Origin of the sequence: Herpetosiphon giganteus (genome assembly GCF_016907925.1) — a bacterium.
Classification (GTDB): domain Bacteria; phylum Chloroflexota; class Chloroflexia; order Chloroflexales; family Herpetosiphonaceae; genus Herpetosiphon; species Herpetosiphon giganteus.
In genome coordinates this window covers 66042-92725 of the sequence record NZ_JAFBCZ010000018.1, presented here as the reverse complement: position 1 = coordinate 92725, position 26684 = coordinate 66042, and the positions used below count along the sequence as shown (strand labels likewise).

Annotated in this window: 21 protein-coding genes; 9 read left to right on the top strand and 12 right to left on the bottom strand. The window is 52.4% G+C overall.

The genetic code is table 11. The annotated features are described in order from the left end of the window. The first annotated feature begins 117 nt into the window (after positions 1 to 117). From JOD20_RS16580 to JOD20_RS16570, 3 genes are all read left to right on the top strand, one after another. On the top strand, positions 118 to 1362 hold the full coding sequence (locus JOD20_RS16580; protein ID WP_204756335.1) for a PP2C family protein-serine/threonine phosphatase: 1245 nt from the start codon (positions 118 to 120) through the stop codon (positions 1360 to 1362). A gap of 96 nt (positions 1363 to 1458) precedes the next feature. Then, complete coding sequence (locus JOD20_RS16575) at positions 1459 to 2328, top strand: fumarylacetoacetate hydrolase family protein (RefSeq protein WP_110518756.1); 870 nt, start codon at positions 1459 to 1461, stop codon at positions 2326 to 2328. Positions 2329 to 2615: 287 nt separating this feature from the next. Beyond that, positions 2616 to 5222 (top strand): choice-of-anchor J domain-containing protein, encoded by a 2607-nt coding sequence (locus JOD20_RS16570; RefSeq protein WP_204756334.1) that lies wholly within the window; start codon positions 2616 to 2618, stop codon positions 5220 to 5222. 71 nt (positions 5223 to 5293) lie between these two features. Here JOD20_RS16570 and rpiB read toward each other — a convergent pair whose 3' ends face one another. Beyond that, entirely contained in the window at positions 5294 to 5737 is a 444-nt protein-coding gene (gene rpiB / locus JOD20_RS16565) for a ribose 5-phosphate isomerase B (RefSeq protein ID WP_204756333.1), read from the bottom strand. A 77-nt stretch (positions 5738 to 5814) separates the two neighbouring features. Beyond that, complete coding sequence (tkt, locus tag JOD20_RS16560) at positions 5815 to 7821, bottom strand: transketolase (protein WP_204756332.1); 2007 nt, start codon at positions 7819 to 7821, stop codon at positions 5815 to 5817. Between the two features lie 160 nt (positions 7822 to 7981). On the opposite strand from tkt, the gene JOD20_RS16555 reads away from it, so the two are divergent. From JOD20_RS16555 to JOD20_RS16545, 3 genes are all read left to right on the top strand, one after another. Then, positions 7982 to 9316, top strand: coding sequence for a hypothetical protein (locus tag JOD20_RS16555; protein ID WP_204756331.1), 1335 nt, complete (start codon positions 7982 to 7984; stop codon positions 9314 to 9316). Further along, positions 9288 to 10193: a DUF58 domain-containing protein gene (locus JOD20_RS16550; protein ID WP_204756330.1), complete on the top strand. Its 906-nt coding sequence runs from the start codon at positions 9288 to 9290 to the stop codon at positions 10191 to 10193. The genes JOD20_RS16555 and JOD20_RS16550 overlap by 29 nt, the downstream gene beginning before the upstream one ends. A gap of 499 nt (positions 10194 to 10692) precedes the next feature. Beyond that, positions 10693 to 11187 (top strand): hypothetical protein, encoded by a 495-nt coding sequence (locus JOD20_RS16545; protein WP_204756329.1) that lies wholly within the window; start codon positions 10693 to 10695, stop codon positions 11185 to 11187. Positions 11188 to 11404: 217 nt separating this feature from the next. On the opposite strand, the gene truB is transcribed toward JOD20_RS16545, so the two are convergent. The 9 genes from truB to JOD20_RS16500 form a co-directional block, all read right to left on the bottom strand. Beyond that, positions 11405 to 12280 carry a tRNA pseudouridine(55) synthase TruB gene (gene truB / locus JOD20_RS16540; RefSeq protein ID WP_204756328.1) on the bottom strand — a complete coding sequence of 292 codons (876 nt, stop codon included), beginning with the start codon at positions 12278 to 12280 and terminating at the stop codon, positions 11405 to 11407. Positions 12281 to 12326: 46 nt separating this feature from the next. After that, a complete protein-coding gene (locus tag JOD20_RS16535; protein WP_204756327.1) occupies positions 12327 to 13319 on the bottom strand; it encodes a DHH family phosphoesterase in 993 nt (330 codons plus the stop codon). An 11-nt stretch (positions 13320 to 13330) separates the two neighbouring features. Next, entirely contained in the window at positions 13331 to 13711 is a 381-nt protein-coding gene (rbfA, locus tag JOD20_RS16530) for a 30S ribosome-binding factor RbfA (protein ID WP_204756326.1), read from the bottom strand. 99 nt (positions 13712 to 13810) lie between these two features. Further along, positions 13811 to 15619 carry a translation initiation factor IF-2 gene (gene infB / locus JOD20_RS16525; RefSeq protein WP_204756354.1) on the bottom strand — a complete coding sequence of 603 codons (1809 nt, stop codon included), beginning with the start codon at positions 15617 to 15619 and terminating at the stop codon, positions 13811 to 13813. A gap of 497 nt (positions 15620 to 16116) precedes the next feature. After that, positions 16117 to 16440 carry an RNase P modulator RnpM gene (gene rnpM / locus JOD20_RS16520; RefSeq protein WP_054532402.1) on the bottom strand — a complete coding sequence of 108 codons (324 nt, stop codon included), beginning with the start codon at positions 16438 to 16440 and terminating at the stop codon, positions 16117 to 16119. 3 nt (positions 16441 to 16443) lie between these two features. Continuing rightward, positions 16444 to 17778 carry a transcription termination factor NusA gene (gene nusA / locus JOD20_RS16515; RefSeq protein WP_054532403.1) on the bottom strand — a complete coding sequence of 445 codons (1335 nt, stop codon included), beginning with the start codon at positions 17776 to 17778 and terminating at the stop codon, positions 16444 to 16446. Positions 17779 to 17953: 175 nt separating this feature from the next. Beyond that, positions 17954 to 18190, bottom strand: a complete 237-nt coding sequence (locus JOD20_RS16510; protein ID WP_204756325.1) for a hypothetical protein — start codon at positions 18188 to 18190, stop codon at positions 17954 to 17956. Between the two features lie 73 nt (positions 18191 to 18263). After that, positions 18264 to 18863 (bottom strand): GNAT family N-acetyltransferase, encoded by a 600-nt coding sequence (locus JOD20_RS16505; RefSeq protein ID WP_204756324.1) that lies wholly within the window; start codon positions 18861 to 18863, stop codon positions 18264 to 18266. A gap of 120 nt (positions 18864 to 18983) precedes the next feature. Then, entirely contained in the window at positions 18984 to 20282 is a 1299-nt protein-coding gene (locus JOD20_RS16500; protein ID WP_204756323.1) for a hemolysin family protein, read from the bottom strand. Between the two features lie 260 nt (positions 20283 to 20542). Here JOD20_RS16500 and JOD20_RS16495 point away from each other — a divergent pair, with 260 nt between their 5' ends. The 3 genes from JOD20_RS16495 to JOD20_RS16485 all read left to right on the top strand — a co-directional run bounded on the left by JOD20_RS16495 (position 20543) and on the right by JOD20_RS16485 (position 25134). Then, positions 20543 to 21622 (top strand): EfeM/EfeO family lipoprotein, encoded by a 1080-nt coding sequence (locus tag JOD20_RS16495; protein ID WP_204756322.1) that lies wholly within the window; start codon positions 20543 to 20545, stop codon positions 21620 to 21622. 276 nt (positions 21623 to 21898) lie between these two features. Beyond that, on the top strand, positions 21899 to 24229 hold the full coding sequence (locus tag JOD20_RS16490) for an FTR1 family iron permease (RefSeq protein WP_239583897.1): 2331 nt from the start codon (positions 21899 to 21901) through the stop codon (positions 24227 to 24229). 458 nt (positions 24230 to 24687) lie between these two features. Continuing rightward, a complete protein-coding gene (locus JOD20_RS16485; RefSeq protein ID WP_204756320.1) occupies positions 24688 to 25134 on the top strand; it encodes a DoxX family protein in 447 nt (148 codons plus the stop codon). 66 nt (positions 25135 to 25200) lie between these two features. Here the strand turns inward: JOD20_RS16485 and JOD20_RS16480 are convergent, their stop codons facing one another. Beyond that, on the bottom strand, positions 25201 to 26574 hold the full coding sequence (locus JOD20_RS16480) for a DUF5685 family protein (RefSeq protein WP_204756319.1): 1374 nt from the start codon (positions 26572 to 26574) through the stop codon (positions 25201 to 25203). Positions 26575 to 26684: the final 110 nt, after the last annotated feature.

Sequence of the window (26684 nt, the reverse complement as noted above, 5' to 3'; positions counted from 1 at the left end):
CTTCCTCCATCACTAAGCAGGTATAGCTGTATTGTACCGCAGCCATTGCGCAAGCCTGTCTTGCATCAGGCTAGCGAGCGTGCTATGCTGGATTTTGGTCGTTGCTAGGAGGTGGGTATGTCCCAAATGGAGTTCCTACGTCGAGTGCCCCTATTTGCTGACCTTTCGCTCGAAGGCTTGCAAATGCTCGATGGTCAGGCCCGAATCCGTGGCTTGCCGGCAGATGCGTGGTTGTTCCACCAGCGTGATCGTGGCGATGCCTGTTATGTGGTGGTGAGTGGCACCTTGCGGCTGGTGCTTGAGCAAGGTAGTTCCGAGGAAACGACCCTTGGTTTGTTGGGGGTTGGGGCATTTTTCGGCGAGCTGAGCTTATTGGAGCCTGATGGCACGCGGGCCGCTGGCGCAATTGCAGTCGTCCAAAGCGAGGTCTTGGAGATTCCGATTGCGGCATTTGAAACCTTATTACACACCTACCCCGCGATTGCCTACAATATGTTGCGCCGAGTTGCGGCCCATGTGCGCCGCTCCGATGAACGCCGCTTGGAAGATTTGCGCCATAAAAATCGGCTTTTAACTGATGCCTACACAGCTTTGGAGCAAGCTCAAGCAGAGGCGTTGCGTCGCGCGCGAGCCGCCCGGGAATTGGAGTTGGGCCGCGAATTACAACGCCGCTTGATTCCTACCAGCTTTCCCAATGTGCATGGCGTGGTGATTGCCGCCGCGACCTTCCCTGCCTACGAAATGAGCGGCGATTTCTACGAGGTGCGCCAACTTAGCGAGCACATGCTCTCAATTGTAATGGCCGATGTCTGCGATAAAGGCGCGGGCGCTGCCTTGGTGATGGCGCTGGCCAAAGGCCTGTTGCTGGGTATGGATCAGCGTGATCCTTTGGCGTTGGTCGAACGCTTCAATCAATTAATTCGTACCACCAACCTTGATGCAGCAGTGATTACCATGGTTTATGCGCATTTGGATCTGGCGCGGCGACGATTTAGCTATGTGCGAGCGGGCCACGATTGGCCGTTGCATTATCGCTCAAAACAAGGGCGGGTTGCGATGCTTGAGGGTGGTGGTATGCCCGTTGGCATCACCGAAGAAGCCTTTTTCGAGCAGATGCACATCGATTTAGAGCCAGGCGATGCCTTGGTGTTTTATACCGATGGCTTATGTGATGCGCGCAATTTTGCTGGCGATACCTATGGTCGCGAGCGCTTGATTTCAGCGGTCCAAGCCTATGGACGCTTACCAGCCCATGGCCTTGCAGATGCCATCCTTGGTGATGTGCGCGCCTTTCAGAGTGGCACGCCGCCGATCGACGATTTGACCTTGTTGGTCGTCAAGCTCAACCCTGAATCAAGCTAGCTTCATCAACATAAGCGAATATCGTTATAATGCAAGCATATTCTTTGCCAAAACGATGGTGCGAAAACGCTATCATGGCGATATTGCGGAGATACTATGCGATTTGTAACGCTCAAAACAGCGGTTGGGCCGCGCCCAGGCATTGTGCTCGGCGATCGGGTGATGTTGCTCGATGGCTATCAATCACTGCAAGCCTTGATTGAGGCTGGTGATGCTGGCTTAGAAATCGTCAAAGCAGCCTTGCCTGAATATCAAAGCCGTGCAGGCATTCAGCTCAATCTTGATCAATTATTGGCTCCGTTGCCACGCCCATTGAAAAATGTGTTTTGTGTTGGCTTGAATTACGCTGCCCACGCGCGCGAATCGTTGCAAGCCAAAGGCCTTGAGGTCAAAATGCCCGAACATCCAGTCTTTTTTACCAAACCACCAACCGCCATTAATAGCCCAACCGGTGAAATCGTGATCGATCCGGCGGTTTCCGAGCGGATTGATTGGGAAGTTGAGTTGGGCGTGATCATCGGCAAAGCTGGCAAAAACATTAGCCGCGAGCAAGCCATGGAGCATGTTTGGGGCTATACCGTGATTAACGATATTTCGGCCCGCGATTTGCAAACCCGCCACCAGCAATTTTTCAAAGGCAAAGCGCTCGATGGCTCGTGCCCAATGGGGCCGTGGATTATCACCAGCAGCGAGTTGACCGACCCGCATAATTTGGTTGTGCGCTTACGGGTCAATGGCGAGATCAAGCAAGAATCCAATACCAACGATCTTATTTTTGATATTCCAACCTTAATTAGCGTGCTCTCGCAAGGCATGACCCTTGAACCAGGCGATATTATTGCAACTGGCACTCCTGCTGGCGTGGGCTTTGCCCGCACCCCGCAAGAATTTTTGCGCCCAGGCGATTTGCTCGAAACCGAAGTTGAGGGCATTGGCATGCTGCGCAATCCGGTTGTCGCCGGTTAATTTCACACCAAAACAGCATTCTGACAAAAGTGTATTATTTGAAGAATGCTGTTTTTTTGTTGCCCACATGCGTTATTTAATTGCAGTTAAATTAATCTGAATCTCCATCTAGCTAGCTAAATTGAACTTGTTCATTTAGCGTCGAATTGAATATATATCGGCTTATCGCGATAAGACAATAATTAATAAATTTGACAAATGAGCTAAATCTTTTTATATTAAGCTTATTAACAAATCCTCTCAATTCCCCTCAGTGTTGTGTGGAACTCACCTCAGGAGGTTAGAGCATGGTTCGATCCCGTTGGCTATTTGCTTTACTTGCGATTACCGTTTTATTATCGGTAATTGGGGCGAAGGTGCCGTTCACTGCTGCGCAGAATCAAGCCAGCACGTCCGACCGACCGTTGGCATTGGCGCAAGGCTTGAAAGATTTGGCGACAGTAGCCCAGATTGCTGTACCAGAACTTGATGTGGCCAAAGAGCGCTCAGATGCAGCCAAACGCCCAAGCAATACCCCAATGCGTTTTGCCAAAGACTATCAAACCTCGCTTGACATCAAGCAAGTATCGACGATCGAAGTCGTTGGCAATCGTACGGTAGCTCGCTTGCGAATTAGCGCTCCCAAAGCCTTGTCGATTAACCTTGGCTATACGCGCTATAACCTGCCCAAGAGCGGCCAATTGTTTATGTACAGCCCTGATTATCGCTCAGTTATTGGGCCATATGGTGCTGCTGATAACGAAGATCATGGCCAATTGTGGACTCCAATTGTCGCTGGCGATGAAATGATCATCGAATATAGCGCTGATAGTGGCGAGTTTGCAACTGCCGACCTGACCTTGAGCGCAATCAACCGTGGCTTTAGTGGCTTCGGCGTTCCGCGTGATCTCTTGGTCGATAAATCAGGCTCGTGTAATGTCGACGTTATTTGTCCAGAAGGCGACGACTGGCGCTCAGAAATCAATTCAGTTGCAGCCTACACCTTGAATGGTGCGGACACCTGTACTGGGACGTTGCTCAACAACACCGCCCAAGATCAAAAACCCTACTTCCTGACCGCCGATCACTGTGGCATTAGCGCAGGCAATGCTGCTTCGATGGTGACATATTGGAACTACGAATCAACCTTGTGTCGCACGGTTGGCTCGCCGGAAAATGGTACGCCATTGCCCAAGCCCAATACAACCATGACGGGGGCAATTTTACGCGCCGAATATGCGCCATCAGACATGACCTTAGTTGAGCTTGATGATGCAGTTCCAACCGAATACTCACCATTCTGGGCTGGTTGGAATGCGCAAAGCGGCGACTTTGCCAGCGTTGTGGCGATTCACCACCCAGGTGTTGAAGAAAAACGGATCAGCTTTGAAAACCAAGCGACCCAAACCACCAGCTATGGCGGGGAAACAGTGCCAGGCGATGGCACCCACGTGCGGGTTGTCGACTGGGATTTAGGCACAACCGAACGCGGTTCATCAGGTTCAGCCTTGTATGACCCTAATCACCGTGTCGTTGGCCAACTGCATGGTGGCGGCGCTGCCTGTGGTAACGATTTATCAGACTGGTATGGTCGGGTTTCTGTATCATGGAATGGTGGCGGTACCAGCGCAAGCCGCTTGAAGGATTGGCTTGACCCAACCAACTCAGGGACGTTGGTGCTTGATGGTAATGGTGGTTCGCCTGCGTTCACCATGAATCTCAGCCCTGCCAGCTTGGCAGTTTGTGCCCCAGCTTCGGGCCAAACCACGGTTAACTTAAACTGGATTTCAGGCTTCAGCGAGCCGGTAAACCTTTCGGCAAGCAACTTGCCTGCTGGCGCAACCGCAACCTTTACGCCAAACCCAGTGATTTCACCAACCTTGAGCAGCCAACTAACCATTGGAAATGTAACTGCTGCCGCAGCTGGTGATTACACGGTTGTGGTGCATGCCGATAGCACGAGCATCACCCGCACCGCTGATTTGGATCTCAGCATCTCGGCTGGCATTCCAAGCGCAGCACCAACCTTGACCGCACCAGCCAACAACGCTACTGATGTGAGCGATACCCCAACCTTCACTTGGTCAAGCGCTACTGGCGCAGATAGCTATGTGCTCGAAATTGCTAGCGATGCTAGCTTCAGTAATTTGGTTTACACGGCTACGACCGAGTTGACCAGCTTGACCAGCGCTCCTTTGAGCACCAACACCAAACACTACTGGCGCGTGCGCGCTGCCAATGCGTGTGGCGTTAGCGCCAATAGCGCGATCTTCAGCTTTACCACTGAAGCAGCACCTGGCGATTGTTCAATTGGCACCGAAACTGTGGTTACGTTCGAAGAAAATTTCGAAACCAATCCAAACTGGGTTAGCGGTGGCACTGGCAATACCTGGGCACACGGTGCATTTGGTTACGGTGGCACTTCAGGGATGAAGGCGATTGATCCGACCACAGCATCAGATCAATGGCTGACGACCCCAGCAATTACCTTGACCGAAGGTGTGACCCATACCCTGCAATTCTGGAACTCACAAACGATTGAAGATCGCACCGATGGCGGCTGTTATGATGGCGCATTGATTGAAGTATCAACCGATGGCGGCTCCGCATGGGAGCAAATTCCTAACGCTGCCTTGTTGACCGACCCATACAATGGCGCAATCACTGCTGCATCGAACCCACTTAATGGCCGCGATGCTTGGTGTGGCGACCCACAAGACTGGATCAAGAGCGTGGTTGATTTGGCAGCCTACAACGGCGAAACCGTGATGTTCCGCTTCCGTCTTGCCTCGGACAGCTCAGTTGGCCGGCCTGATGGCTGGAAGATCGATAACGTCAGCGTGAAGGCTTGTACCGAAGAATCTGAGCCAGAAGGCCCAGCCTTGGTCTACTTGCCAGCAGTAATGAAGAACTAAATCGCTGCGCTGAATAGCCCAAAGCCCCGCCCTTGATTCAAACCAAGGGCGGGGCTTTTTTGATTGGTGATCTATTGGTTTTCGAGGGCGATTACTTTATCCAAGCGGCGGGTAAAGCGTGCTTCGTTGTGGAAATTGGCGCTCAAAAAGGCTTGCACAATTTCATCGGCCAAGGCTGGGCCAATCACCCGCCCGCCCAAACAGAGCACATTCAGATCATCGTGCTCAACGCCTTGATGCGCCGAGTAGGTGTCGTGGCATAAACAGGCACGGATACCCTTAATTTTGTTGGCGGCAACAGTCACGCCAACGCCACTGCCACAAATCGCAATCCCGCGCTCAGCTTGGCCGCTAACGACCGCATTGCCCACCGCAGCCGCAAAATCAGGGTAATCGACCGAGGCTGGCGAATCGGTGCCAAAATCGAGCACTTCATGGCCCAGCCGCTGCACTGCCTCAATCACTGCTTGCTTCAAAATCAGGCCACCATGATCGGTTCCAACCGCAATTTTCATGATTTATTTCCTTTCAACAGCACAACGCGAAGCACGAACTGCTCGTACTTCGCGTTACATGCTCAATCAAGCAACGATTACTTAGCCAACAAGGCCTTGGCGCGGGCAATCAGGTTTTCAGCGGTAAAGCCAAATTCCTTCATCAAAATATTAATTGGCGCTGATGCACCGAAGTGATCAATCCCAATAATATCGCCTTCGGTGCCAACATATTTGTACCACGTGACTGGATGGGCAGCTTCAATCGCAATCCGTTTGCTCACAGCCTTGGGCAGCACGCTTTCGCGATATTCCGCCGACTGCGCATCAAACAAGAAGGTCGATGGCATGCTAACCACGCGCACTTTGACTCCTTCGCCGCTCAATTGCTCGTAGGCAGCAACCGCATGCTGCAATTCCGAGCCGGTTGCAATGATAATCAGTTCTGGTTGGCCGTCGCTATCAGCCAACACATAGCCACCTTGGGCCACGCCTTCTGCCGAAGCATAGCGGCTGCGATCAAGGGTTGGTAAGTTTTGGCGGGTCAAGGCCAGCAAGGTTGGGCCTTTGTGGGTTACGGCCACGCGCCAGGCTTGGCTGGTTTCATTGGCATCACCAGGTCGCATCACATTCAAATTGGGAATAATCCGCAACGATGGAATGTGTTCGATTGGTTGGTGGGTTGGGCCATCTTCGCCAACGCCAATGCTATCGTGGGTAAAGACTTGAATGGTGCGAATGCCCATCAAGGCTGCCAAGCGAATCGAGGCGCGGCAATAATCGCTGAACACCAAGAAGGTTGCGCCGTAGGGAATCGTGCCGCCATGCAAGGCCATGCCGTTGACGGCTGCGACCATCGCATGTTCGCGAATACCCCAGTGCATGTTGCGGCCTTGAGGTGTTGCTGGTTGGAACGATTCTGCATGCTCAATCAAGGTAAAGGTCGATTCGGCCAAATCTGCCGAGCCGCCAATCAAGGCCGGAATTTGCTCGGCCAAGCCGTTGAGCGCTGCTTCTGATGATTTGCGAGTTGCCACGCCCTTGGCATCAGCTTCCCAAACCGGCAACTTGCTATCCCAACCGTCTGGTAATTCGCCAGCCATGCGTTGCTTGAAGTCGGCAGCCTTGGCTGGATTCGCTTCAGCGTAGCGGTCAAACAATTCGTTCCAAGCTTGCTCAGCAGCAGCGCCCTTGGTTAAGGCCTCGCGGAAATGTGCCGACACTTCTTCAGGAACGTAGAAGGTTGGTTCGAGCGGCCAGCCAAGGGCTTCTTTGGTCAATTTCACTTCATCGGGGCCTAGTGGCGCGCCGTGCGCTTTGGCCGTGCCAGCCCGATTAGGCGAGCCATAGCCAATCACGGTGTGGGCCACGATCAACGATGGTTGGTCGGTCACTGCTTTGGCGGCGGTCAAGGCTGCATCAACTTGCTCGGTATCAAGCCCATCGATCTCTTGAACATGCCAGCCATAGGCGCGGAAACGGGCTGGCACATCTTCGGTGAAGGCAATTGAGGTATCGCCTTCAATCGAAATTTCATTATCATCGTAGAGATAAACCAACTCGCCTAATTTGAGGTGGCCTGCCAACGACGCGGCTTCGGCGCTAATGCCCTCTTCCAAATCGCCATCGGAGACAATTGCATAAATATGGTGCTTGACGATTTCGAGTTCAGCTTGATTGAATGTGCCAGCCAAGTGACGGGCGGCAATTGCCATGCCCACGCCAGTTGCAAAGCCTTGGCCAAGCGGGCCAGTGGTGGTTTCGATCCCAGCGGCATAGCCATATTCTGGGTGGCCAGCGGTTTTGCTGTGCCATTGGCGGAAATTCTTCAAATCATCGAGCGTCATGTCACTGTAGCCCGTGAGATGCAATAAACTATACAACAGCATTGAGCCATGGCCCGCCGACAGCACAAAGCGGTCACGGTCAGCCCAAGCTGGATTAGCCGGATTATGTTTGAGGTGGCGCGTCCACAGCACATAAGCCATGGCCGCAGCCCCCATTGGTAAGCCTGGGTGGCCCGAATTAGCCGCTTGCACGCCATCAACCGCCAACATGCGGATTGTATTGATGGCCAGTTCATCGAGTGTATGTGCTTGAGTCACAAATCCTCCTGCGGTGATGTATCAGTTCCAACTGTCAATTATAGCAGAGGCCGATCCATTGTAATTCTATGGTACACTCATAATTGCAACTGTTTAGTTGTCCTTCCCACCCCTCAGGGCATGCAGCTATTCACCAGCGCGCAAGGCTAGGAGCGCAAACATGAATCTGACCCAACAAATTCTTGAATTATATGTCGAAGTTCAACAGCGCCAACGCCAGCGCTTATTGATTCGCGCCGCTTGGATGGCCTTGGCGGTGTTATGCCTTGGCCTAATTGGCCGAAACTGGCTAGCTTGGCCGCTTACGTGGCCGATCTTAGGCTTAATTGTGGTGCTGGTGGCAGCACTGGGCGGGGTGTATGCGTGGAAATCAATTCTTGCCCCAGCCCAATTTGTGCAAATGCTCGATCAGCAATATCAATTAAATGCCCAATTGAGCACTGCCAGCGAGTTTCACGACCAACGTGGTGGCTTTCACGCGGTGAATATCGAACGTGCCAAGCGCCGTTTGCCTAGCGTTGCCAACGATGCCACCGCCCGCGTGCTTGCGCCGATTGCGCTTGAATGGCAAAGTTTAGGTTTGGCTGCGGTGTTGGCTACTGGCTTGTTTGTTTTGGGCCAAATTAATGCTGGCTTGCCAGCCCCAACCACCGAGCCATTGCGCGAGTTGGCCAGTTTAACCACGACTGAACCGCCGCAACAGCCTGCCACTGAGCAAGATCCCGCTGCTGATCCCAATCAGCCAGTGGGCAATCAGCCTGATCAACAACCAGAAATCAGCCCCGAAGGCCAAGAAATTGCCGATGCTTTGGCTGATGGCTTAAGTGATAATGGCGCAACGCGGGCCGCTGCCGATGCTTTGCGTCGGGGCGATGTGCAACAAGCAGCCGACGAATTGTCCAAACTTGCCGATCAAGCTGATCAGCTATCGCCGCAAACCCGCAACGAAATTGCCGATGGGCTTGAACAAGCAGCCGCGCAATTGCAAGATCAGCCAGAAGTGGCCGAGCGCTTGCGTAGCGATGCCGATCAATTGCGTGGCAATCCCCAAAATGGTGCCGATGCGCTCGAAGATTTGGCCCAACTGACCGATCAGCTTGATAATGCCCAACCTGATTTGGCCAATGGCGAGCAGAATGGGCAAGCTGGCAGCGAGCCACAAGCTGGCAACCAGCCGCAACAAGGCCAGCCAGGCGATAACCAAAACGGCCAGCCAAGCAACAATGGCGCTGGCAATAATCCCGGCACTGGCAGCCGTTCATCGCCGCCACCGAGCGCTGCGCTTGGCCCCGATGTCAGCTTGCCGGAAGCGCCTGCCGCTGGCGAAACGACTCCAGGAACTGGCGGCGATACCTCAATAACCTTGCCTGGTGGCGAGGGGACTGGCGGCGGCAATGCTGGCGGTAGCGGTGGCAGCGTCCCCAGCGATATTAGCGATCCATCCAATATTCCTGCGGAGCTACGCGATGCGATTCAAGACTACTTCGGGCGCTAGTGGCGACCTGTTTAACCCTGATTTTTTAGCGCGGATCGAACGTCTCGCGTTGCGTTCGCGGCGTACCTTACGCGGAGGCTTGAGCGGCGAACATGCCTCGCGACGGCGTTTGCCCGCGCCAACATTTAGCGATCATCGCGCCTATAGCCCGGGCGACGACCTTCGCCACGTCGATTGGTTTGCCTATGCACGCCATGAAGATTTGCATGTGAAGCTTGGCGAAACCGAACAAGATATCAATATTACAATTGCTTTGGATTGCTCGGCCTCGCTGGATTGGGGCCAAGGCGAGCTGCATAAAGGTCGCTATGCGCTGCGTTTGGCGGCAATGCTCGGCTATCTCGGCCTCACCTCAAACGATCAAACCACGATTTGGCCATTTACCAGCAAATTGATCAAGCCGTTTGGGCCGGCGGTTAGTCGGGCGCGCGGCCCCGATTTGCTGCGCTATTTGAGTAATTTGAATTGGGCTGGACAAACCTCCTTCACGCCGATTACCCAAGCAGTTCGCCGCAGTTCTGGCGGCATGCTCTTGATCATCTCCGACCTTTGGACGAGTGATTTAGAGCCATTGCTACGGGCTGCTGCTCCGCCAGTCTGGCAAGTTGTGGTGCTGCACCTGCTGCATCCCGAAGAAATTAAGCCTACGCTAAGCGGCCCAGTTGAATTTGAAGATAGTGAAACTGGCCAAGTGTTAGCGCTTGAGCTTGATCAACAAACCCAAAAAGATGATCGCGAAAAATTGGTGCGTTGGGTGCGCATGCACGAGCAACTGTGTCAGCGCTATGGGGCGACCTATGCTGGCATTCGCAGCGATCGCCCGCTTGAGCAAAGCATTCTGCCCTTCCTACGGCGGCGCGGCATTATTGGCCTCTAATAAAATTATGAAGGATGAAGGATGAGGAATGAAATGCCACCTCAAATAGCAAATCAATCTGGGCACTCTTTGGTGAAAACGTGGCTTTTGGCTGGAGGCTATCGGAATTATAATCTGGGCCAATCTGTGGCAACTAACGGATTATTCGTGCAATTCGTGCAATTCGTGGCTAAAAAGCTTTATCGGTGCAATCTGTGGCGAAAACGTGGCTGTAGTCTATTGGCTATTGGCTATAGGAATCATAATCTGAGCTAATCTGTGTGAATCTGTGGCTCAAAAAATGATCATTCGTGGAATTCGTGGAATTCGTGGCTAAAAACGTTATCTTTGTGGGCTTCGTAACTAATTGTCTATGTTCTATGTTCTGCTTGCGCTTCGTGGATCAAAACGATAATCTAGCCTAGATCGGCTATTGCTTATTGCGTTCAAAAAAATTACTATCGAGTTGTAGCATCTGACTGTTGCTGATTCAGCCAGTGCTACAGTTTAGGAGGATGGTATGAATTTGATCGAACGCACAGGCACTATCGTTGTGGTAGCGCTGATCGGACTGTTCATCGTCGGAACCTTGCTTGCACCGAACCATGCCACTTCAGCAACTACAAGCAGCCTTGCCTACTCGTTTGGCGGCCCAACCGCAACTCCCGGGCCAGAACCTACCCTGCAATCGCCAGCCAACGAAGCCATTTTGCCACAGCCAGTTGCCCCCAACAAATGGACATTTAATTGGCAAGGCCCGCGCTGTGGTCATACGATCCATCTCGATGGGCCTGGCGATCGGAATTATGTTTTCAATGGCGTTATGGGCCAAGGCCAAGCAATCGTCCCGTTTACCTACATTTATACCCAAACTCAAGCATTGCCAGCAGATGCACTAGGGCCATGGAATTGGCATGTTGAGTATGATTGCAGCACCTACCAAGGCCAAAGTATCACCCGCACCTTCTCAGTTGTGCCTGCCAATTTCGTCTTTTTGCCGTATACAACCCAATAGCAATTATGAATGATGAGGGATGAAGGCTGAAGAGTCCATGTGGCTATAGGCTATAGGCTTTGGGCTTTAGTTAAGAGGGTTCAGGGGCTAGGGATCAGGTTTACGTAATTATGAGGGATGAATTATACAAACCATGAAGTGCACAAAGAAGGTTTTTAGCCACAGATTATTAGGTTGATTTGTGCTTCATCCCTCATAATTCATCCTTCATACTTTGCTAAGCTTCGGGAGCAAAGACCTTGATTGGCTGATAGCCAGTTTCGCTCAATATCGCAATCGCCACTAATTGGCCAGCTTGATCAAGCAAACCTACTCGTTCGGCAACGCTATCAACTTGTACAACCCGCCCCATACGCACATCGGCTACAACCACCTCAGGCAGCGAGATTAAGGGCCAGTTGGCAATTGCTGCCTGTGGTGGCAAAAGCGCCGCAGCCAAAACCTCAGGCTGCTGATCAAGTTCAGCCAACGCAATGCTGGTGCTCAAATCAAAGGCTCCTGCTCGCGTACGCCGCAAGGCAGTTAGGTGCGCGCCACACCCAAGCAAGGCTCCAATATCGCGGGCCAAGGCTCGAATATAGGTGCCTTTGCTGCAATCGACCGCAATTGTTAATTGCTGCGCATCCCAAGCCAACAAATCAAGCTGCTCGATCGTGATTGGGCGGGCTGGCAACTCGATATGCGTGCCTTCGCGAGCATATTCATACATGCGTTTGCCATCGACTCGAATCGCTGCATATTGCGGCGGCACTTGCTCGATTGCACCACGAAATTGGCTCAAGACGCGCTCAATCAAACCTGCATCAAGCGCAGGAACCGTTGACTCAGCAATTACAGCGCCTTCTGCATCGTCGCTATCGGTGGTGATGCCGAGCCGCAAGGTTGCAATATAGGCTTTGTGATCTTCCTCTTGCAAATATTCGAGCAGACGAGTGGCATTGCCCAAGGCAATTGGCAGCACGCCCGTGGCCATTGGGTCGAGCGTGCCACCATGGCCAACCCGTTTCATGCGCGCAGTTCGTTTGACCACCCGCACCACATCGGTTGAGGTCATGCCTTGGGGCTTATCGATGTTTAAAAATCCATGCAGCATACGCAAATATGGCTCGTCAATGAACGAGCCACAACCTTTCTATTAATTAGGCTAAGGCTGACCGTAACGTGCTCAGCACCAAATCGCGGGCTTCGGCCAAGCCCATTTGCAAGGTTGCGCCAGCAGCTTCGCGATGGCCGCCACCACCCAAATTATGGGCCACGCTGCCAACATCAATTCCAGGCTGCGAGCGCATGCTGATTTTCACCGTGCCATCACGCCGCTCTTTAAACAGCACATAGGCTTTGGCTGTGGCAACGCGGCTGAGATAGGCCGTAATTTCATCGCCAGCCTCATCATCTGCGCCCGTACCTTGTTGCATGGCTTGGGTAAATTCCGTCCAGATAATATCGCCCTCGTCGTGCATGCGCTCAATTGCCATGCCCAAAGCTTTGGCATGGGCAAACGGCTTGCCATACATCATCGAGCGCATAACCTCGTTTAATCGCCCACCGAGTGCCAATAAATCGGCGGCAACGCGCAAAGTGCGCGGGCTAGTATGCGAAGTTTGGAAGCTTTGGGTATCAGTCACCAAGCCCATCAACAAGGCGGTTGCGGTTTCTGCGTCAATTGCTTGGTTCCAAGCTTGGGCCAGCAAGCCCAAAATTTCGCAAGTTGCGGCGGCTTCGGTCATCACCAAGTTTAAAAAGCCTTCGCCGCTATTGGTAGCGTGATGGTCAATCACCAACAATGGGCGTTGGGCCAAATAGGCCCGTTCTGCGCTAAAAATTGGCTCAATCCGCGAGATGCTGCCAGTATCGACCAACACCACTAAATCAACATCGTCTGGCAAACTTGCCCCTTGGCTATAAACCCCAACCTCTGGTGCATCGGGCAAAACCACCGCCAAACTTGGCAGATCGGTTGGCAAAACCATAGTTACCCGACAGCCCATCGCCCGTAGAATGCGGGTTAGCCCAATACTTGAGCCAACTGCATCGCCATCGGGGTTGATATGCGAGGTAACCAAAATATGGCGTGCGGCGGTCATGGCATCACGCAGGGCCGGAGCCGCTTGTTGAATAGTGGTATACAGCATCGTGGTATTCCTTATTCGTCGTCTAGTTTTGGTGGGTTAACCCGCCGTTCTTCGTCCACTTGGTTGAACAGCTTGTCCATATGTTGGCGTGTATCAATCGTTACATCAAGATGAAAATGCAACTCTGGCACAGCTCGTAATTTCATTTGCTGGCCCAGTTCACGCCGCAAAAAGCCTTTAGCCCGATCAAGGGTTGCAATCGAATCTTTGCGCGCTGCATCATCGCCCATCACGCTGACGTTGATATTGGCATGATACAAATCTGGGCTAACATTCACGCTGGTGAGGGTTACAAAGCCCAAGCGTGGGTCTTGAATTTCAAATTGAATCGCGTTGCTCAAAATGACTTTAATTTCTTCGGCAACTTGTTCAACTCGTTTACCTTTTGCCATAACAGTCACTCCCACAGGTTTAATAATGCAGAATGGAGACAAACACACCTGTTACAAACAACAGATCTATTTGTCTCCACTCTACCGGTTAATCAGCGCTTACGAGGTGCGAATAATCTTTTCTTTGCGATAGAATTCCATCGTATCGCCAGCTTCGATGTCGTTGAAGCCATCGACCTGCATCCCACACTCGTAGCCAGAAAGCACTTCGCGCACGTCGTCTTTGAAACGGCGCAGCGAGCCAATCCGCCCGTCGTGCAACACAACACCTGAGCGCAAGACCCGGACCAATGAGTTGCGGGTAACCTTGCCGTCGATCATCATCAAGCCAGCCACAACTTCGCGTGATGGCAAGCGGAAGGTGTTGCGCACTTCTGCAAAGCCATCGGTCACTTCCTTGATCTCAGGATCGAGCATCCCGATCATGGCCTTGTTCAGGTCTTCGATCAATTGGTAAATGATGTTGTAGAAGCGAATATCAATCCCGTTTGCTTCGGCGCTACGGCGGGCAGCAGCATCGGGGCGCGCATTAAAGCCAATGATAATCGCGTGCGATGCCACGGCCAAGCTCACGTCCGACTCGCTGATTGTGCCAGTGCCACGGTGCAAAATCTTGATTTGAATCTCGCTTTGTTTCTCGTTCAACTGCGCCAACGAGTGTTCGATGGCCCCAATTGAGCCTTGTACGTCGGCTTTGAGAATAATATTGAGATCCTTGATTTTGCCTGCTTGAATTTGTTTGTACACTTCATCAAGCGTGGTTGCTTTGCCAAGCTGGTTGGCTAAGTGTTCCATCTGACGTTGGCGTTGGCGTTGAGTTGCCACTTCACGGGCAATCCGCGAATCATCAAGCACTTGCAAAATATCGCCAGCTTGTGGCACTTCCGAAAGCCCGATGATCGAGACTGGCGTTGCAGGTTCGGCGATGCGAATCCGGCGGCCAATATCGGTAAACATTGCCCGAATTTTGCCGTGAGTCGCGCCGACCACCACAATATCGTCTTGACGTAACGTGCCGTTTTGAATCAGCACGGTTGCGACAGGGCCACGACCTTTGTCGAGCTCAGCTTCGACGATTGTACCGATGGCTGGTTTATCGGGGTTGGCCTTCAATTCTTGCAAATCGGCAACCAACAACACCATATCCAGCAAGCCATCGATGTTTTTCTTGTGCTTGGCCGAAATTTCGACATCAGGAACGTCGCCGCCCCAGCTTTCAGTCGCAATCCCTTCGACTGCCAATTGTTGGCGCACGCGGTCGGGGTTGGCCCCAGGCACGTCGATTTTATTGATCGCCACAATCATTGGCACGCCAGCGGCCTTAACGTGGGCGATAGCTTCTGCCGTTTGTGGCATCACGCCGTCGTCTGCTGCAACCACCAAAATAACAATATCGGTGACGGTTGCCCCACGGGCACGCATGGCGGTAAACGCTTCGTGACCTGGTGTATCCAAGAACGAAATTTTACGGCCATGGATTTCAACTTGGTAAGCCCCGATGTGTTGGGTGATCCCGCCAGCTTCGCCTTCAGCAACGCGGGTTGAGCGCACTGCATCGAGCAATTTCGTTTTACCATGGTCAACGTGACCCATGATTGTGACAACTGGTGGGCGAGTTTTGAGATTTTCGGCGGTTTCGGCGCGCAGCGCATCGCCAATATCATCGACCAAGCCAGCCATGCTTTCAGGCACATGCTCGGTGGTTTCAATATCAAATTCTGCGGCAATCACAGCGGCAGTTTCATAATCAAGCTGTTGATTAATATTTGCCAAAATGCCTTGCTTGAGCATTTCTTTGATAATATCAGCTGCGCCAACGCTCAGCGCTTCCGATAGCTCACGCACGGTCATAACCGGAGCAAGCTCGACTGGGCCGCGTGGGCGCGCAGGCGCAACTGGGCGAGCCATCATTGGCGTGCCACGGCCACGACCACCTTGTTGATTGTTGTTTTGGCCGCGTCCGCCGCTGCCGCGTGGTGGAACGCCACCACTGCCGCGTGGAGGAACGCCGCCGCCGCCGCGATTGCCACCAGGGCCGCCGCTACGGTTTTGGTTATTATTATTGCGGTTACCGCCGCCGCCACCACCGCCACCTGTGCGGTTACGGTCGTCTTCGCCGCTACGGGTAGGGCGTGCGCCACCAGACGATTGAGGCCGATTGCGGTTACCACCGCCACCGCCGCCGCCGCCACGGTTGCCACCACCGCCACCGCCGCCGCCGCCACGGTTACCACCGCTGCCGCCGCTGCTAGCAGAGAATGATTTGCGATTGTTTGCGCGATCACTTACGCCATCGCGGGTATTTTTTTGAGAAACTGGCATCTATGGTCCTCCTAATGCCCAACACGAAACTTGTGTTTAAGGGCTTGGGAAGCTGAAGCCAGAGGCGAAGGCAGTGATGCGGCTTAGTTCATCGCAGCCTCCACCGCTGGGTCAGCATCGGGAAATTGATCAGCAATTGTTTGCAGAGCCTGCTGATCAATCGCGCTCAATTCGACGCGCAAGGCTCGCTCTAAGGCCCCGCGCTTTAGCGCATTGGTCCAACATGGGCGTTCAGCACAGAGATATGCACCGCGGCCCGCTTGCTTGCCACTTGGGTCGACCACAACACTTTGGTCGGCCAAGCGTACAAGACGTACCAACTGACGTTTATTATCGGTACGCCGGCAAGCAACACACATGCGCTGTGGCACATGGCGTGGGCGCGGCGACTGCTTTTGAGCAGCCATAGGCTATGCCTCGGTATCCGTCTCGTCGCTCTCGCCAGCTTCATCATCGATGATATAGCTAGCAATGAGCTTGTCATTGAAATAAATATTGAGTTTTTGGGCGGCGGCGCGCAAAGCGACTTCTTCGCCAATAATCTCTGCTGGCAATGGGCCGTATTGTCGCCCTTGATAGGTAACCAAGGAATCGACGCGAACCTTGCGGGTTTCGACTTTGGCGGTTGAAAGCGCTGCTTCTTGCAGCATTTGTTCCGACGCGGCAGCTTCGCGCACTTCGGCAGCAGCGCGTTCTTCCTCAAGGAGTGAAGATGCGCTCTTGATGTCGATGCGCCAACCAACCAGTTTGGCTGCCAAACGAACGTTTTGGCCCTCCTTGCCAATTGCCAACGACAATTGTTTATCTGGCACGACCACGGTGGCCGTTTTCTCGCCTTCATCAAGATGAACTTCGACGACTTGGGCTGGGCTGAGGGCGTTGGCAATAAATACCCGCATATCAGCGCCCCATTGCACCACGTCGATCTTCTCGCCGTTCAGTTCATTGACAATATTTTGAATCCGAATCCCGCGCATCCCCACACACGAGCCAACCGGGTCGATGCCTTCTTGGCGGGCATGGACGGCTACTTTCGAGCGTAAGCCTGGTTCGCGGGCAATTGATTTAATTTCAACCGTGCCGTTATAAATTTCGGGCACTTCCATCTCAAATAAGCGTTTGATCAAATCTTTGTGGGTGCGCGAGGCCACCAAGCGCGGGCCACGGGGATCATCACGGCGGGCTTCCATCAAATAGACTTTAAGCCGCTGGCCATGGCGATAGTTGTCGTGGCTAATTTGCTCTTTTTGCGGCAGAATCGCTTCTGCACGCCCAACTTCTAAAATGACGTTGCCTTTGGCGGTGCGCTGTACGGTTGCCGTAACAATTTCGCCTTCACGATCAAAGTATTCGCCATAAATATGGTCGCGTTCAACTTCTTTGATTCGTTGGAGCACAACTTGCTTGGCAGTTTGAGCGGCAATCCGGCCAAAATCGTCGGGCGTGCTTTCAACATACACGGTTTCGCCAATTTCAACATCGGCCCGTACGTTGCGCGCATCTTCAATGTCGATCTCGAAGCGATCATCCATCACTTCATCGACAACTTGCTTTTCAGCGTAAACTCGAATGCGGCCAGTATTTGGCTCTAATTCAATCTTAACGTCAACGGGTGGTGGATTATTGCCCAAATAACGCCGATAGGCGGAGATTAGGGCTTGCTCGACCACATCCTGCACCGACTCGCGGGGAATGCCGCGCTCGGCGGCAATCTGTGAAATAGCTGCGTAAAAATCACTTTTCATATCTAGCCTCGCTTAGGGGTGCAGTGGGTCAGGTATCGACATAATACCTGCTTTGATGGAGCCACCCTGCGTTGGTTAACCTTGTTGACAAGAAGAAACGTGGGGGACACCCACGTTTCGGTCTGTGTACTTCATACTGATTATAGTATATCACTACCACTAAGGCCGTGCAACCCTAGGGAGTTGGGTAGGCCGTTGGTTGCGAGTTGGGAACTGGGTATTGGCCTGGCTCCAAGGTTGGCTCAACAACTACGTTGCCATCTGCTGGCGTTGGGTAGCTGGCGGGAGTTTGGGCTGGGGCCGGATTGGTTGGTTGGTTGGTAACCGGAGCCGTGGTTGGAGCTGAACCGGTGGTTGAACAACCAGCCAAGAGTGCTAGCACAACAAGGCTAGCCAACATGTGTTTGCGCATCTGTAAGAACCTCCATGGGTTTTCAATCGCTCGTTATGCTACCGTAGCGCCGATAAAAAGTCAAAGCTTTGGCTTAACCGTTGTTAATCTTTTTGGCCTGCGCCGCCCGCCAATCAGCACCAAGCAAGCCAAAGACTACGGTGTCGGTAAAGCGGTTTTCAACAATATCAAAATAGTTCTCGCGCAGCAGCCCTTCTTGATGAAAGCCAACTTTTTCGAGCGCTCGCCGCGAGCCTTGATTCTCAGGGTGAATTTGGGCTTCGACGCTATGCAAGCCAAGGTTTTCAAAGCCAAATTGGAGAATCGCCTGCAAGGCCTCGGTCATAATGCCCTTGCCCCAATAGTGCGCTGCCAATTCGTAGCCAATTTCTGCCCGTGCATGCTCGCTCTCAAATCGCCAAAACCCACCTGAACCAATCCACTCGCCATGCTCGCGTAAGGTAATGGCCCAGCGCACACCAATTTTTTGCTTAAACGATCGTTTGAGACTGTTCAAGCGATTTTCTGCTTGCTCAGGCGTTTCCATTGGCAATTGACCAAAATAGCGCAAGACCTGTGGGTCGGCCATAATCGCAAACATGGGGTCGCGATCAGCTAAAACTGGCTGGCGCAAGATCAGGCGCTCGGTCTCCAACACAGGAAATTGGGCTAAAGCACGATCTAAATCAAGCATATCACCTCTTGTTGTAAACACGTGACGGGCTTTATCAACAATTAATTCAACAGGTTCGTGATTAACGCAAATGACGAAACTCAAACGAGCTTCGTCATTGCCAATTATCGATCAAGCAGTTTAGGCGCGTTTTTTGATCAAGACTTTATCAATCCGCCGCCCATCCATATCGATCACTTCAACATCGTAATCATCCCAAGCCACATGATCACCAACATTTGGCAATCGATGCAGTTCGTTTAGCACATAGCCTGCAATCGTCACAAAATCGTTGGCATCATTAATTGCAATATTTAAACGATCAGCAATTACTGCATAGGATTCAGAGCCGTCGATCAGCCATGAGCCATCATCACGTTTGACCATGGTTTGTTCTTCGTTCGAATCATATTCGTCGCGAATATCGCCAACCAGTTCTTCAAGTACATCTTCGAGGGTCAGAATCCCCGAAATCTGGCCATACTCATCGACCACCAAGGCCATATGCGAGCCAGTTCGGCGAAACAGGCTCAACATTTTGGAAACTGGCTCGTGCTCCAAGACATAGGTTGGCGGGCGCACCAATTCACGTAGTTGGCGTTGGTCGTTGCCCAACATCGATGGCAACACATCCTTTATATAGATCGTGCCAATCGAGCGGTCAAGCGAATCGCCTTCGTAGACTGGCATGCGCGAATAGCCATGTTCAACTGCAATTTTGGTGATTTCAGCAAGTGGCGTATTGGCGCTGACCGCTACCACATCGGGGCGGGGGGTCATCAGCATGCGTGCCGTGCGATCCGAAAAATCGAAAACCCGTGAGATTAACGCTTCTTCGTGCAAGGCCACCGTGCCGCCGGCTCGCCCTTCACGGGTCATATACAAAATATCGTCTTCGGTAACGCTAGAATCAGGTTTTTTGTTCTGGCCAATCAACATCAAAATCAAAGTTGATGAATTGGTAAGCACCCAAACGATTGGGCGGGTGAGCCACGAAAGCCACGAAAGCAACGGCGCAAGGTTGCGCGCAATCGTATCTGCATGCAACAAAGCTAAGCGTTTTGGCACCAGCTCACCAATAATCAACGAAAGATAGGTGATGAGCAATACAACCACCGTAAAGGCAATTGAATCGGCATAACTCTCGAGCGCAGGAATCGTTTTCAGATATTCGGCAAAGGGTTTGCTGATGTTCGCGCCCCCAAAAGCTGCTGCAAACGTACCAATTAATGTGATCCCAACTTGAACGGTGGCTAATAAACGATCAGGTTGGTCGGCGAGTTGCAGGGCCTTCTTTGCCCGAAGATCGCCATCGGCGGCTTGTTGTTCTAAGCGAGAACGCCGCGCCGAAACCATGGCTAGCTCCGATGCAGCAAAAACCCCGTTGGCAACCAGCAATACCAAGACAATTCCTAGCTCGCTGGCTATGTCACTTAGCATTCAATTGTTCCTTTCTCAAATATAGAATGTTCCAGCACAGGTTCTTAAGTGGGATTCCTTGTGCTGTAATATCACAAATTGTACCATTGACTTGGCCTCGCGTTGACGCAGCTTTAGGCTCGATTCGGCAGCTAAATCTAAGAATCATTCTCGTTTGACAGAACCAATAGCGCGACGTATACTCTGCCAATCACAATAAAAACTGTTTTTTCCGTACTAAATGATTTAACTAAACCTTGGCATTTGGAGGTTTCTGGCTCATGTATCGTTGGCTTTGTGCATTAACGCTCGTGGCAGTGCTTTTCGGCTGTGGTGCTGAAGAAGCTGCTCCTACCACGCAACCAACCCAAGCCGCCGCCGCTGGCGAACTTGGCGCAATCAAGACCTATCTTTTGGGCAAAACTGGCGATTTGATCACCAGTACCACCGCTTTGGAAACCGCTAGCCAACGCTATTATGATTTGGCAAAAGCTGCTAATTTCGATTATGCAACGCTTTGGAGCAGCAAGCAAGCTGAGGTTGGCACGACCTTGAACGATGCCAAAGCAGCTTGGTTGAAATCCAGCCCTACCTACGAACAAATGGAAGGGATCGTTGCAGGCGTAAGCAGCTTGGCCGATTTCGACGTAACGCTTGACGCTGGCGCTTCGGCTGAAGAAGGCGGCGATAGCGTGGTCAACTACGATTTGAGCTTGGCTGATGGTCGCACGGTTGCCAAACCAGGCAACTTGTTTGGCGTAACCGAAAGCACGCTCTGGGGCACCTACGATGCTTTCCGCATCACCGATGTTGAAGCCGATATCAACGGCAACGGCACGCTTGAATTTGGCGAATCGTTGCCAGAAGCGAATGTGTTGTTGGCTGCCACCCAAAAGCTCAAAGCCACCGCAACCGAGCTTGATACCGCCGCCAAAGCCTGGGAACCAACCGACAGTGATGCCTTCAGCGCCTTGGTCGTGATGGTGCCAACCATGAACGAATATTTCGATTCGTGGAAGAACTCGCGCTTTGTTGCTGGCGCTAGCAGCACCCAACGCGATTTCGTGGCGATCTCACGTTTGGCCGACATTGGCGATATTTTGGGCAGCTTGCAAGTTGTCTACGACAGCCTTAGCCCCAAAATTGCTACGCTCGATGCCGACCAAGATCGCCAAATCAAGACCAACTTACAAGGTCTGCGCGATTTTGTTGCCGATGTGCACAAAAAAGAACAAGCTGGCCAACGCTTTACCGCTGAAGAAGCCGATTTGCTTGGTGCTGAAGCCCAAAATCGTGCCGATGCAATTACCGGCCAAGTTAGCCAAATTGCTGCTCGCTTGAACGTGAAAATTAGCGAATAAGCTAAAAATTGTAGGTTAGGCTAAAAATCGGTTCCCGAACTGATTCGCAAATCGAACCAAAATAGGTATACTGCTTGTATCACAGGTATACCTATGCGCTCAGTGAGAAAGAAGTTGCGCCGGAGCAAGGTCGATGGAGTTTGGGTGTGCGTCCCTCCATCACAAAACTTAAGCAGTAAAGGGCGTGAACTGTTGGCATACAGTTCACGTCCTTTGTCGGTTTATTTTGCTGTTGCCCATTGTGAGCAGCAGCAAACCACAATTTTAGGAGCTTGTATGTGGTTGCGTCGTTTTTTGCTGGCGTTGGTCGTTGCTTTATTGCCATGGTCGGCCATGGCCGCCGAACCATCACCAGCCCAGGCCAGCGAATCGGTGCGTTCGTTGTTGGTGCAAGCCCAATTATCGCTCACAACTGATGCTGCCAACGCCAAACGTTTGGTCAGCGAAGCCCAAGCCTTATATGATCAAGCGCTGGCCAAGGATTTGACCAGCTTGGCTCCCCAACAGGCTACTGAAATCGCCACACGCTGGGCAGATTTAGATCAAGCCTTGGCTGCGAACGATGTTGCGGCCTTTGCTCAACAGCGCGCCTTGCTCTGGATTGATTTGCTCAAAGCGAGCTATGGCATCGTCGGCCAAGCAATCGATACCGGCAAGCCTGAACAAGCCTTGCAATGGCTGCCAGTCCGCGAGTTTCGCAATGCGACCCGCTTTTCACGCCCCAACGGCGATGCCGCCCGCGCGATCGAGCAATGGAAACAAGCAGCCTATAGCGCCGCCGATGCTCGCATTGCCCTCGATGCCGATTTGTTGGATACCTACCAAGCCAAACTTAACGAAAGTTTGCGCACCCTGCGTAGCGCTGCCCAAAAAGGCAATCGGATTCAACAAGCAGAGGCAGGCGCAGCAATTCAAGGCTATTTTAATATTTTAGAGCCAGCCTATCGTGGGCAACATCCTGATAAAGCTGATAGTGCATTAACCAATGCTCAAGCCTTGCGCGAAGCAGCGCTAAGCAACACCAACCTCGAAACGGCAATTACAACGTTTGAAGGCTCGCTCAGCGGCTTTCGGGCGGCTCCACTAAGCCCAGCGGAACAAGTGCGCCGCGCTGGTCAATTGCGCCGATTCTTGAGCCTTGTGCCTGTTGAATATGAACGTGGCGTGCGCAACGGCCAAGTCACACTTGACCTCGAAATTCAAGAAGCCACGACCTTCCGCAATGGTGCTGCTGCTGCCTTCAGCGACCTCGAAAGCTTGTTGGTCGAAATTGATCCAACTAAAACCCAACAAGTTGCCAGCGATCTACGCGAATTGGAAACAATCCTGACCGCTGCGGCTCAACGCACCAGCGTCGCCGAACCCGATGCAGTGCAAGCCAAAATTGATAGCATTAACACAACCTTGGCTTCAATCATGCCCGCCGAGTGGCAAAAATCGAGCCTCGAAGGCGATTTCGATGTGATCGATTCAATGCTCGATCAAATGGAAAATGCTGTTGCTGGCGATCAATATGATCTGGCCGAATCGGCGCGTTTGGAAGCCTACGCTGTGCTCGAATCTGGCCCAGAAGCGCGCTTGATTGTATTTGCGCCAGAATACAAAGCCCCCATTGAAAACCTTTTTTGGTATGGCAAAGACGAATTTACTGGCCTTGCAGAGTTGATTCGCCAAAAAGCGCCATTGAGCGATATTCGCGCCAGCCGCCAAGCCTTGGATAAACAACTTGATTTGGCGCAAGATGCCCTTGGTGGCTCCAGCACCCCAGAAGCTGTGGCTACCAGCGCTGCCGTGATTGTGTTCCGCGAAGGCTTAGAGGCCGTATTGATTTTGGCCTCGTTGCTCGCCAGCCTCAAAATTGGCGAACAACGCACGTATCGCAAGCCAATTTGGATTGGCGCAGTCTTGGCGATGGTGGCTACTGTACTGACCTGGTTGCTGGCACGCGGCCTGATCAACGAACTGATTCGGCGTGGCGATCAAGAAAAAATCGAGGCGATTGTTTCGTTGATTGCGATTGGCGTGTTGCTGTTGATCACCAACTGGTTCTTCCACAAAGTCTATTGGACAGGCTGGATGGCCAATTTCCATGCCCAAAAACGCCGAATTATCGGCGGCAAAGCTGGGCTTTGGCTAGGTTTGATAACCTTGGGCTTTACCAGCATCTATCGCGAAGGCGTTGAAACCGTACTCTTTTTGCAAGCGCTGGTGCTCGAAGCCAGCACTCAAGTGGTGCTTGGCGGGGTTGCGCTGGGCCTTGGCGGCACAGCCTTAGTTGGCGTGCTGGTCTTTGGTTTGCAAGCCAAATTACCGCATAAGAAAATGCTGATCGTTACTGGCGTGATGATTGGCGCGGTGCTACTGATTATGGTTGGCAACACGGTGCACATTATGCAATTGGTTGGTTGGATGCCGCTGCACCCAATTCGCAGCCTTGAAATTCCGTATTGGGCCAATATGTGGCTAGGCTTCTATGCAACGTGGGAAGGCATTGCCTCACAAGTTGCGGCTGCGGCCTTCGTAATTGGCTCGTATGTGATTGCCGAGCACTTGCAACATCGCAAAACCGATGTTGCGGTTAAACGCCAAAGTGCCCCTGCCAAATAAATTGAATATGCCCTCACCCCCTAACCCCCTCTCCCACTTGACGCGGGCGAGGGGGAGCACCCGTTTTTACCACCAATCATGCAAAAACTACGACATTAAAGCCCCTCTCCCATCGAATGGGAGAGGGGTTGGGGTGAGGGGATCTTCATAACTTCCTTTTGTAAGCTTACCCCAACCCCGCGCATGCCTAGCGTGTGAGGGGCTTTTTCATGCTGTGGATGTCCCAAGAATGATTGCGAACTAAAGGCTTTTTGGTTTGCTGTTTGCGCACGTTTATGCGTGGGTGTGGCTAAAATTAAGTTTGTTAGCTGGAATTCTCAGCAATCTTCATCGCTACTTCATCGTTTATTAATCTTTTATTGACCTTTGGGACGTGGGCAAGGACGTTGTTTCGGACTATCTAGCTTTATAGTGGCCGAGGTTTGAAATTCACCTCTGCTTGAAAGGAGCACACGGTCATGGCAAGTATCAATAAATTACTCGATAAGCCAGGGTTTGGGATCGCTATTTTGCGAATTGTGGTTGGTTTTATTTTCTTTATGCATGGTTGGGAAAAATTCAATGGTGGGATTGAAGGCACTGCTGTCTTTTTGGGCAGCCTTGGGATTCCAGCGCCAACCTTTATGGCAGTTTTGTTGATTGCGACTGAACTGATTGGCGGGATTATGTTGATTCTCGGCCTCTTTACCCGCTATGTTGCAGTGGCTGAAGCAATTGCCATGGTTGTGGCCTTGGTAACTGTGCACTTAGAAAATGGCTTCTCATCACAAACTGGTGGCTACGAATATGTGTTGGCTTTGATTGGGGCAAGCCTTGCCTTGGTCTTGCTTGGTTCAGGCTCATTGGCGCTCGACAACTTGCTCAGCCCACGCTTGACTGGCCGCCAAATTACTGCTCGCGCCTAAAAACTTACAGATACACACTGCGACCCCGCCATGCAGCCTAGACGCATGGCGGGGTTAGCTTTTAATTTAGCAATCGCAGCAACTCCCGCATTCGCAGCAACTCCCGCATTCGCAACAGCTACAGCCGCCTTCGCATAGATCAGCTGCATCGCAACATAAACATGAACATTGACAACAATCACAGCAATCACTATCACAACAGCGGCTGCGCGAGCGATGCGAATGGCGGCGGCTTTGGCAGCAACACAAGGCCGCACCTAAGGCTACATCGCGCTTGCTATCTTGATAATGGCCCTGCGGCGCTGGATGCGAGCTGGCTGGCGGCAACGTGCCAGGTGGTAACATCCCTGGATCGTTGGGATTGTACGGTGGCGGATATTGTGAAGGATATTGTTGGCCTTGGTAGGGCGGTTGTTGTGGATATTGGCCTTGATACTCTGGGTTTTCGTGGGGTTTGAGCGCTCGTGTTGGCCCAGTGTAGGCGCGGTTGGGGTCGCGGCGCGAAGGGTCGTCGTCGTAATCGCTGGCCATGGCTGGCAACAAGGCGGCGGCCACTGGCAATGCAGTAGCGCAGACCAAACTATGGCGTTTGCAAGCCCCAAAAGCTTTTGAGCCAATTGCTGGCAACATATTCAGCAACAGCACTTCAACCAAATGCGCTTGCAAAAGCGTTAAGCGTTGCCAGTGTTGGCGCAAGCTTGCCAAGGCATCGTTGAAAATTTTATGCGCGGTGGTACGCAATTCGGCTTGGGGCGTAGCATTCAAGGCATTAAAATGGCCACGCGCTTGATCTTCGGCAAAATCGCCATAGCTATCGAGCAGCAACATCATGCGCCCATACATGCGGCCCATATGCTCCAGCGGCTCGGCGTTGCTTGGCTGGTTGGCCAAAATCGCGGTATGCCGAAAGGCCGCGCCCACAGCGGCCTCGGTTGGCGCTGAATAGGTGCAAAAATCGGCGTTGGGCAAGGCTTCGACTGCTGCTTGGGCAACTGCTTGTTCGCGCAATAAAGCTGGCTCAAAGCCCAATTCACGGGCGGTTTGCTCTGCCTGCTTATCCCAGCGCTTGGCCACGCCATTGGCAACGAAGGGCACTTTGCCAGCCCAGCCATCGCGGTCGGCCACATTATCCCGCAGCCGAATTGCTGCCATCAGCAAACTGACCGCTGATGCATAGCGCGACCCATGATCATCAGCCGCTACCACATCGAGCGCCCGAAAGCTGCGCAAAGCACAAACACTCGTGCGCCGTGCGCCTTGTTCAGGGCGTTGCGCTTCGTAGAGCGCCGAAAGCAAGGCCGCATCGTAATTGGTGGTGATGCGGGCAACTTGGCCATGCTGATCGCGCAATGTGAGGCACATGCCACAAATATGGCTCCACCAAGCGGCATGGGTTGATTGATCGAGGTGCGGCGAGCACCCACGCAAAACGCCAAACATAATAAGCCCTTTCTCAAAAAGAACATCGCAGAAAATGGCCAGAATTGGGAGAAAATCTTGCAAAAGGTACGTGGTTTAGGGGCTGATTGTTGCGCAAAAAGAGCTTGAGG

Coding starts and splice junctions, on each gene's coding strand:
- JOD20_RS16580 (WP_204756335.1), top strand. CDS start 118: ATGTCCCAAATGGAGTTCCTACGTCGAGTGCCCCTATTTGCTGACCTT.
- JOD20_RS16575 (WP_110518756.1), top strand. CDS start 1,459: ATGCGATTTGTAACGCTCAAAACAGCGGTTGGGCCGCGCCCAGGCATT.
- JOD20_RS16570 (WP_204756334.1), top strand. CDS start 2,616: ATGGTTCGATCCCGTTGGCTATTTGCTTTACTTGCGATTACCGTTTTA.
- rpiB (WP_204756333.1), bottom strand. CDS start 5,737: ATGAAAATTGCGGTTGGAACCGATCATGGTGGCCTGATTTTGAAGCAA.
- JOD20_RS16555 (WP_204756331.1), top strand. CDS start 7,982: ATGAATCTGACCCAACAAATTCTTGAATTATATGTCGAAGTTCAACAG.
- JOD20_RS16550 (WP_204756330.1), top strand. CDS start 9,288: ATGCGATTCAAGACTACTTCGGGCGCTAGTGGCGACCTGTTTAACCCT.
- JOD20_RS16545 (WP_204756329.1), top strand. CDS start 10,693: ATGAATTTGATCGAACGCACAGGCACTATCGTTGTGGTAGCGCTGATC.
- truB (WP_204756328.1), bottom strand. CDS start 12,280: ATGCTGCATGGATTTTTAAACATCGATAAGCCCCAAGGCATGACCTCA.
- JOD20_RS16535 (WP_204756327.1), bottom strand. CDS start 13,319: ATGCTGTATACCACTATTCAACAAGCGGCTCCGGCCCTGCGTGATGCC.
- rbfA (WP_204756326.1), bottom strand. CDS start 13,711: ATGGCAAAAGGTAAACGAGTTGAACAAGTTGCCGAAGAAATTAAAGTC.
- infB (WP_204756354.1), bottom strand. CDS start 15,619: ATGGCTCGCCCAGTTGCGCCTGCGCGCCCACGCGGCCCAGTCGAGCTT.
- rnpM (WP_054532402.1), bottom strand. CDS start 16,440: ATGGCTGCTCAAAAGCAGTCGCCGCGCCCACGCCATGTGCCACAGCGC.
- nusA (WP_054532403.1), bottom strand. CDS start 17,778: ATGAAAAGTGATTTTTACGCAGCTATTTCACAGATTGCCGCCGAGCGC.
- JOD20_RS16510 (WP_204756325.1), bottom strand. CDS start 18,190: ATGCGCAAACACATGTTGGCTAGCCTTGTTGTGCTAGCACTCTTGGCT.
- JOD20_RS16505 (WP_204756324.1), bottom strand. CDS start 18,863: ATGCTTGATTTAGATCGTGCTTTAGCCCAATTTCCTGTGTTGGAGACC.
- JOD20_RS16500 (WP_204756323.1), bottom strand. CDS start 20,282: ATGCTAAGTGACATAGCCAGCGAGCTAGGAATTGTCTTGGTATTGCTG.
- JOD20_RS16495 (WP_204756322.1), top strand. CDS start 20,543: ATGTATCGTTGGCTTTGTGCATTAACGCTCGTGGCAGTGCTTTTCGGC.
- JOD20_RS16490 (WP_239583897.1), top strand. CDS start 21,899: ATGTGGTTGCGTCGTTTTTTGCTGGCGTTGGTCGTTGCTTTATTGCCA.
- JOD20_RS16485 (WP_204756320.1), top strand. CDS start 24,688: ATGGCAAGTATCAATAAATTACTCGATAAGCCAGGGTTTGGGATCGCT.
- JOD20_RS16480 (WP_204756319.1), bottom strand. CDS start 26,574: ATGTTTGGCGTTTTGCGTGGGTGCTCGCCGCACCTCGATCAATCAACC.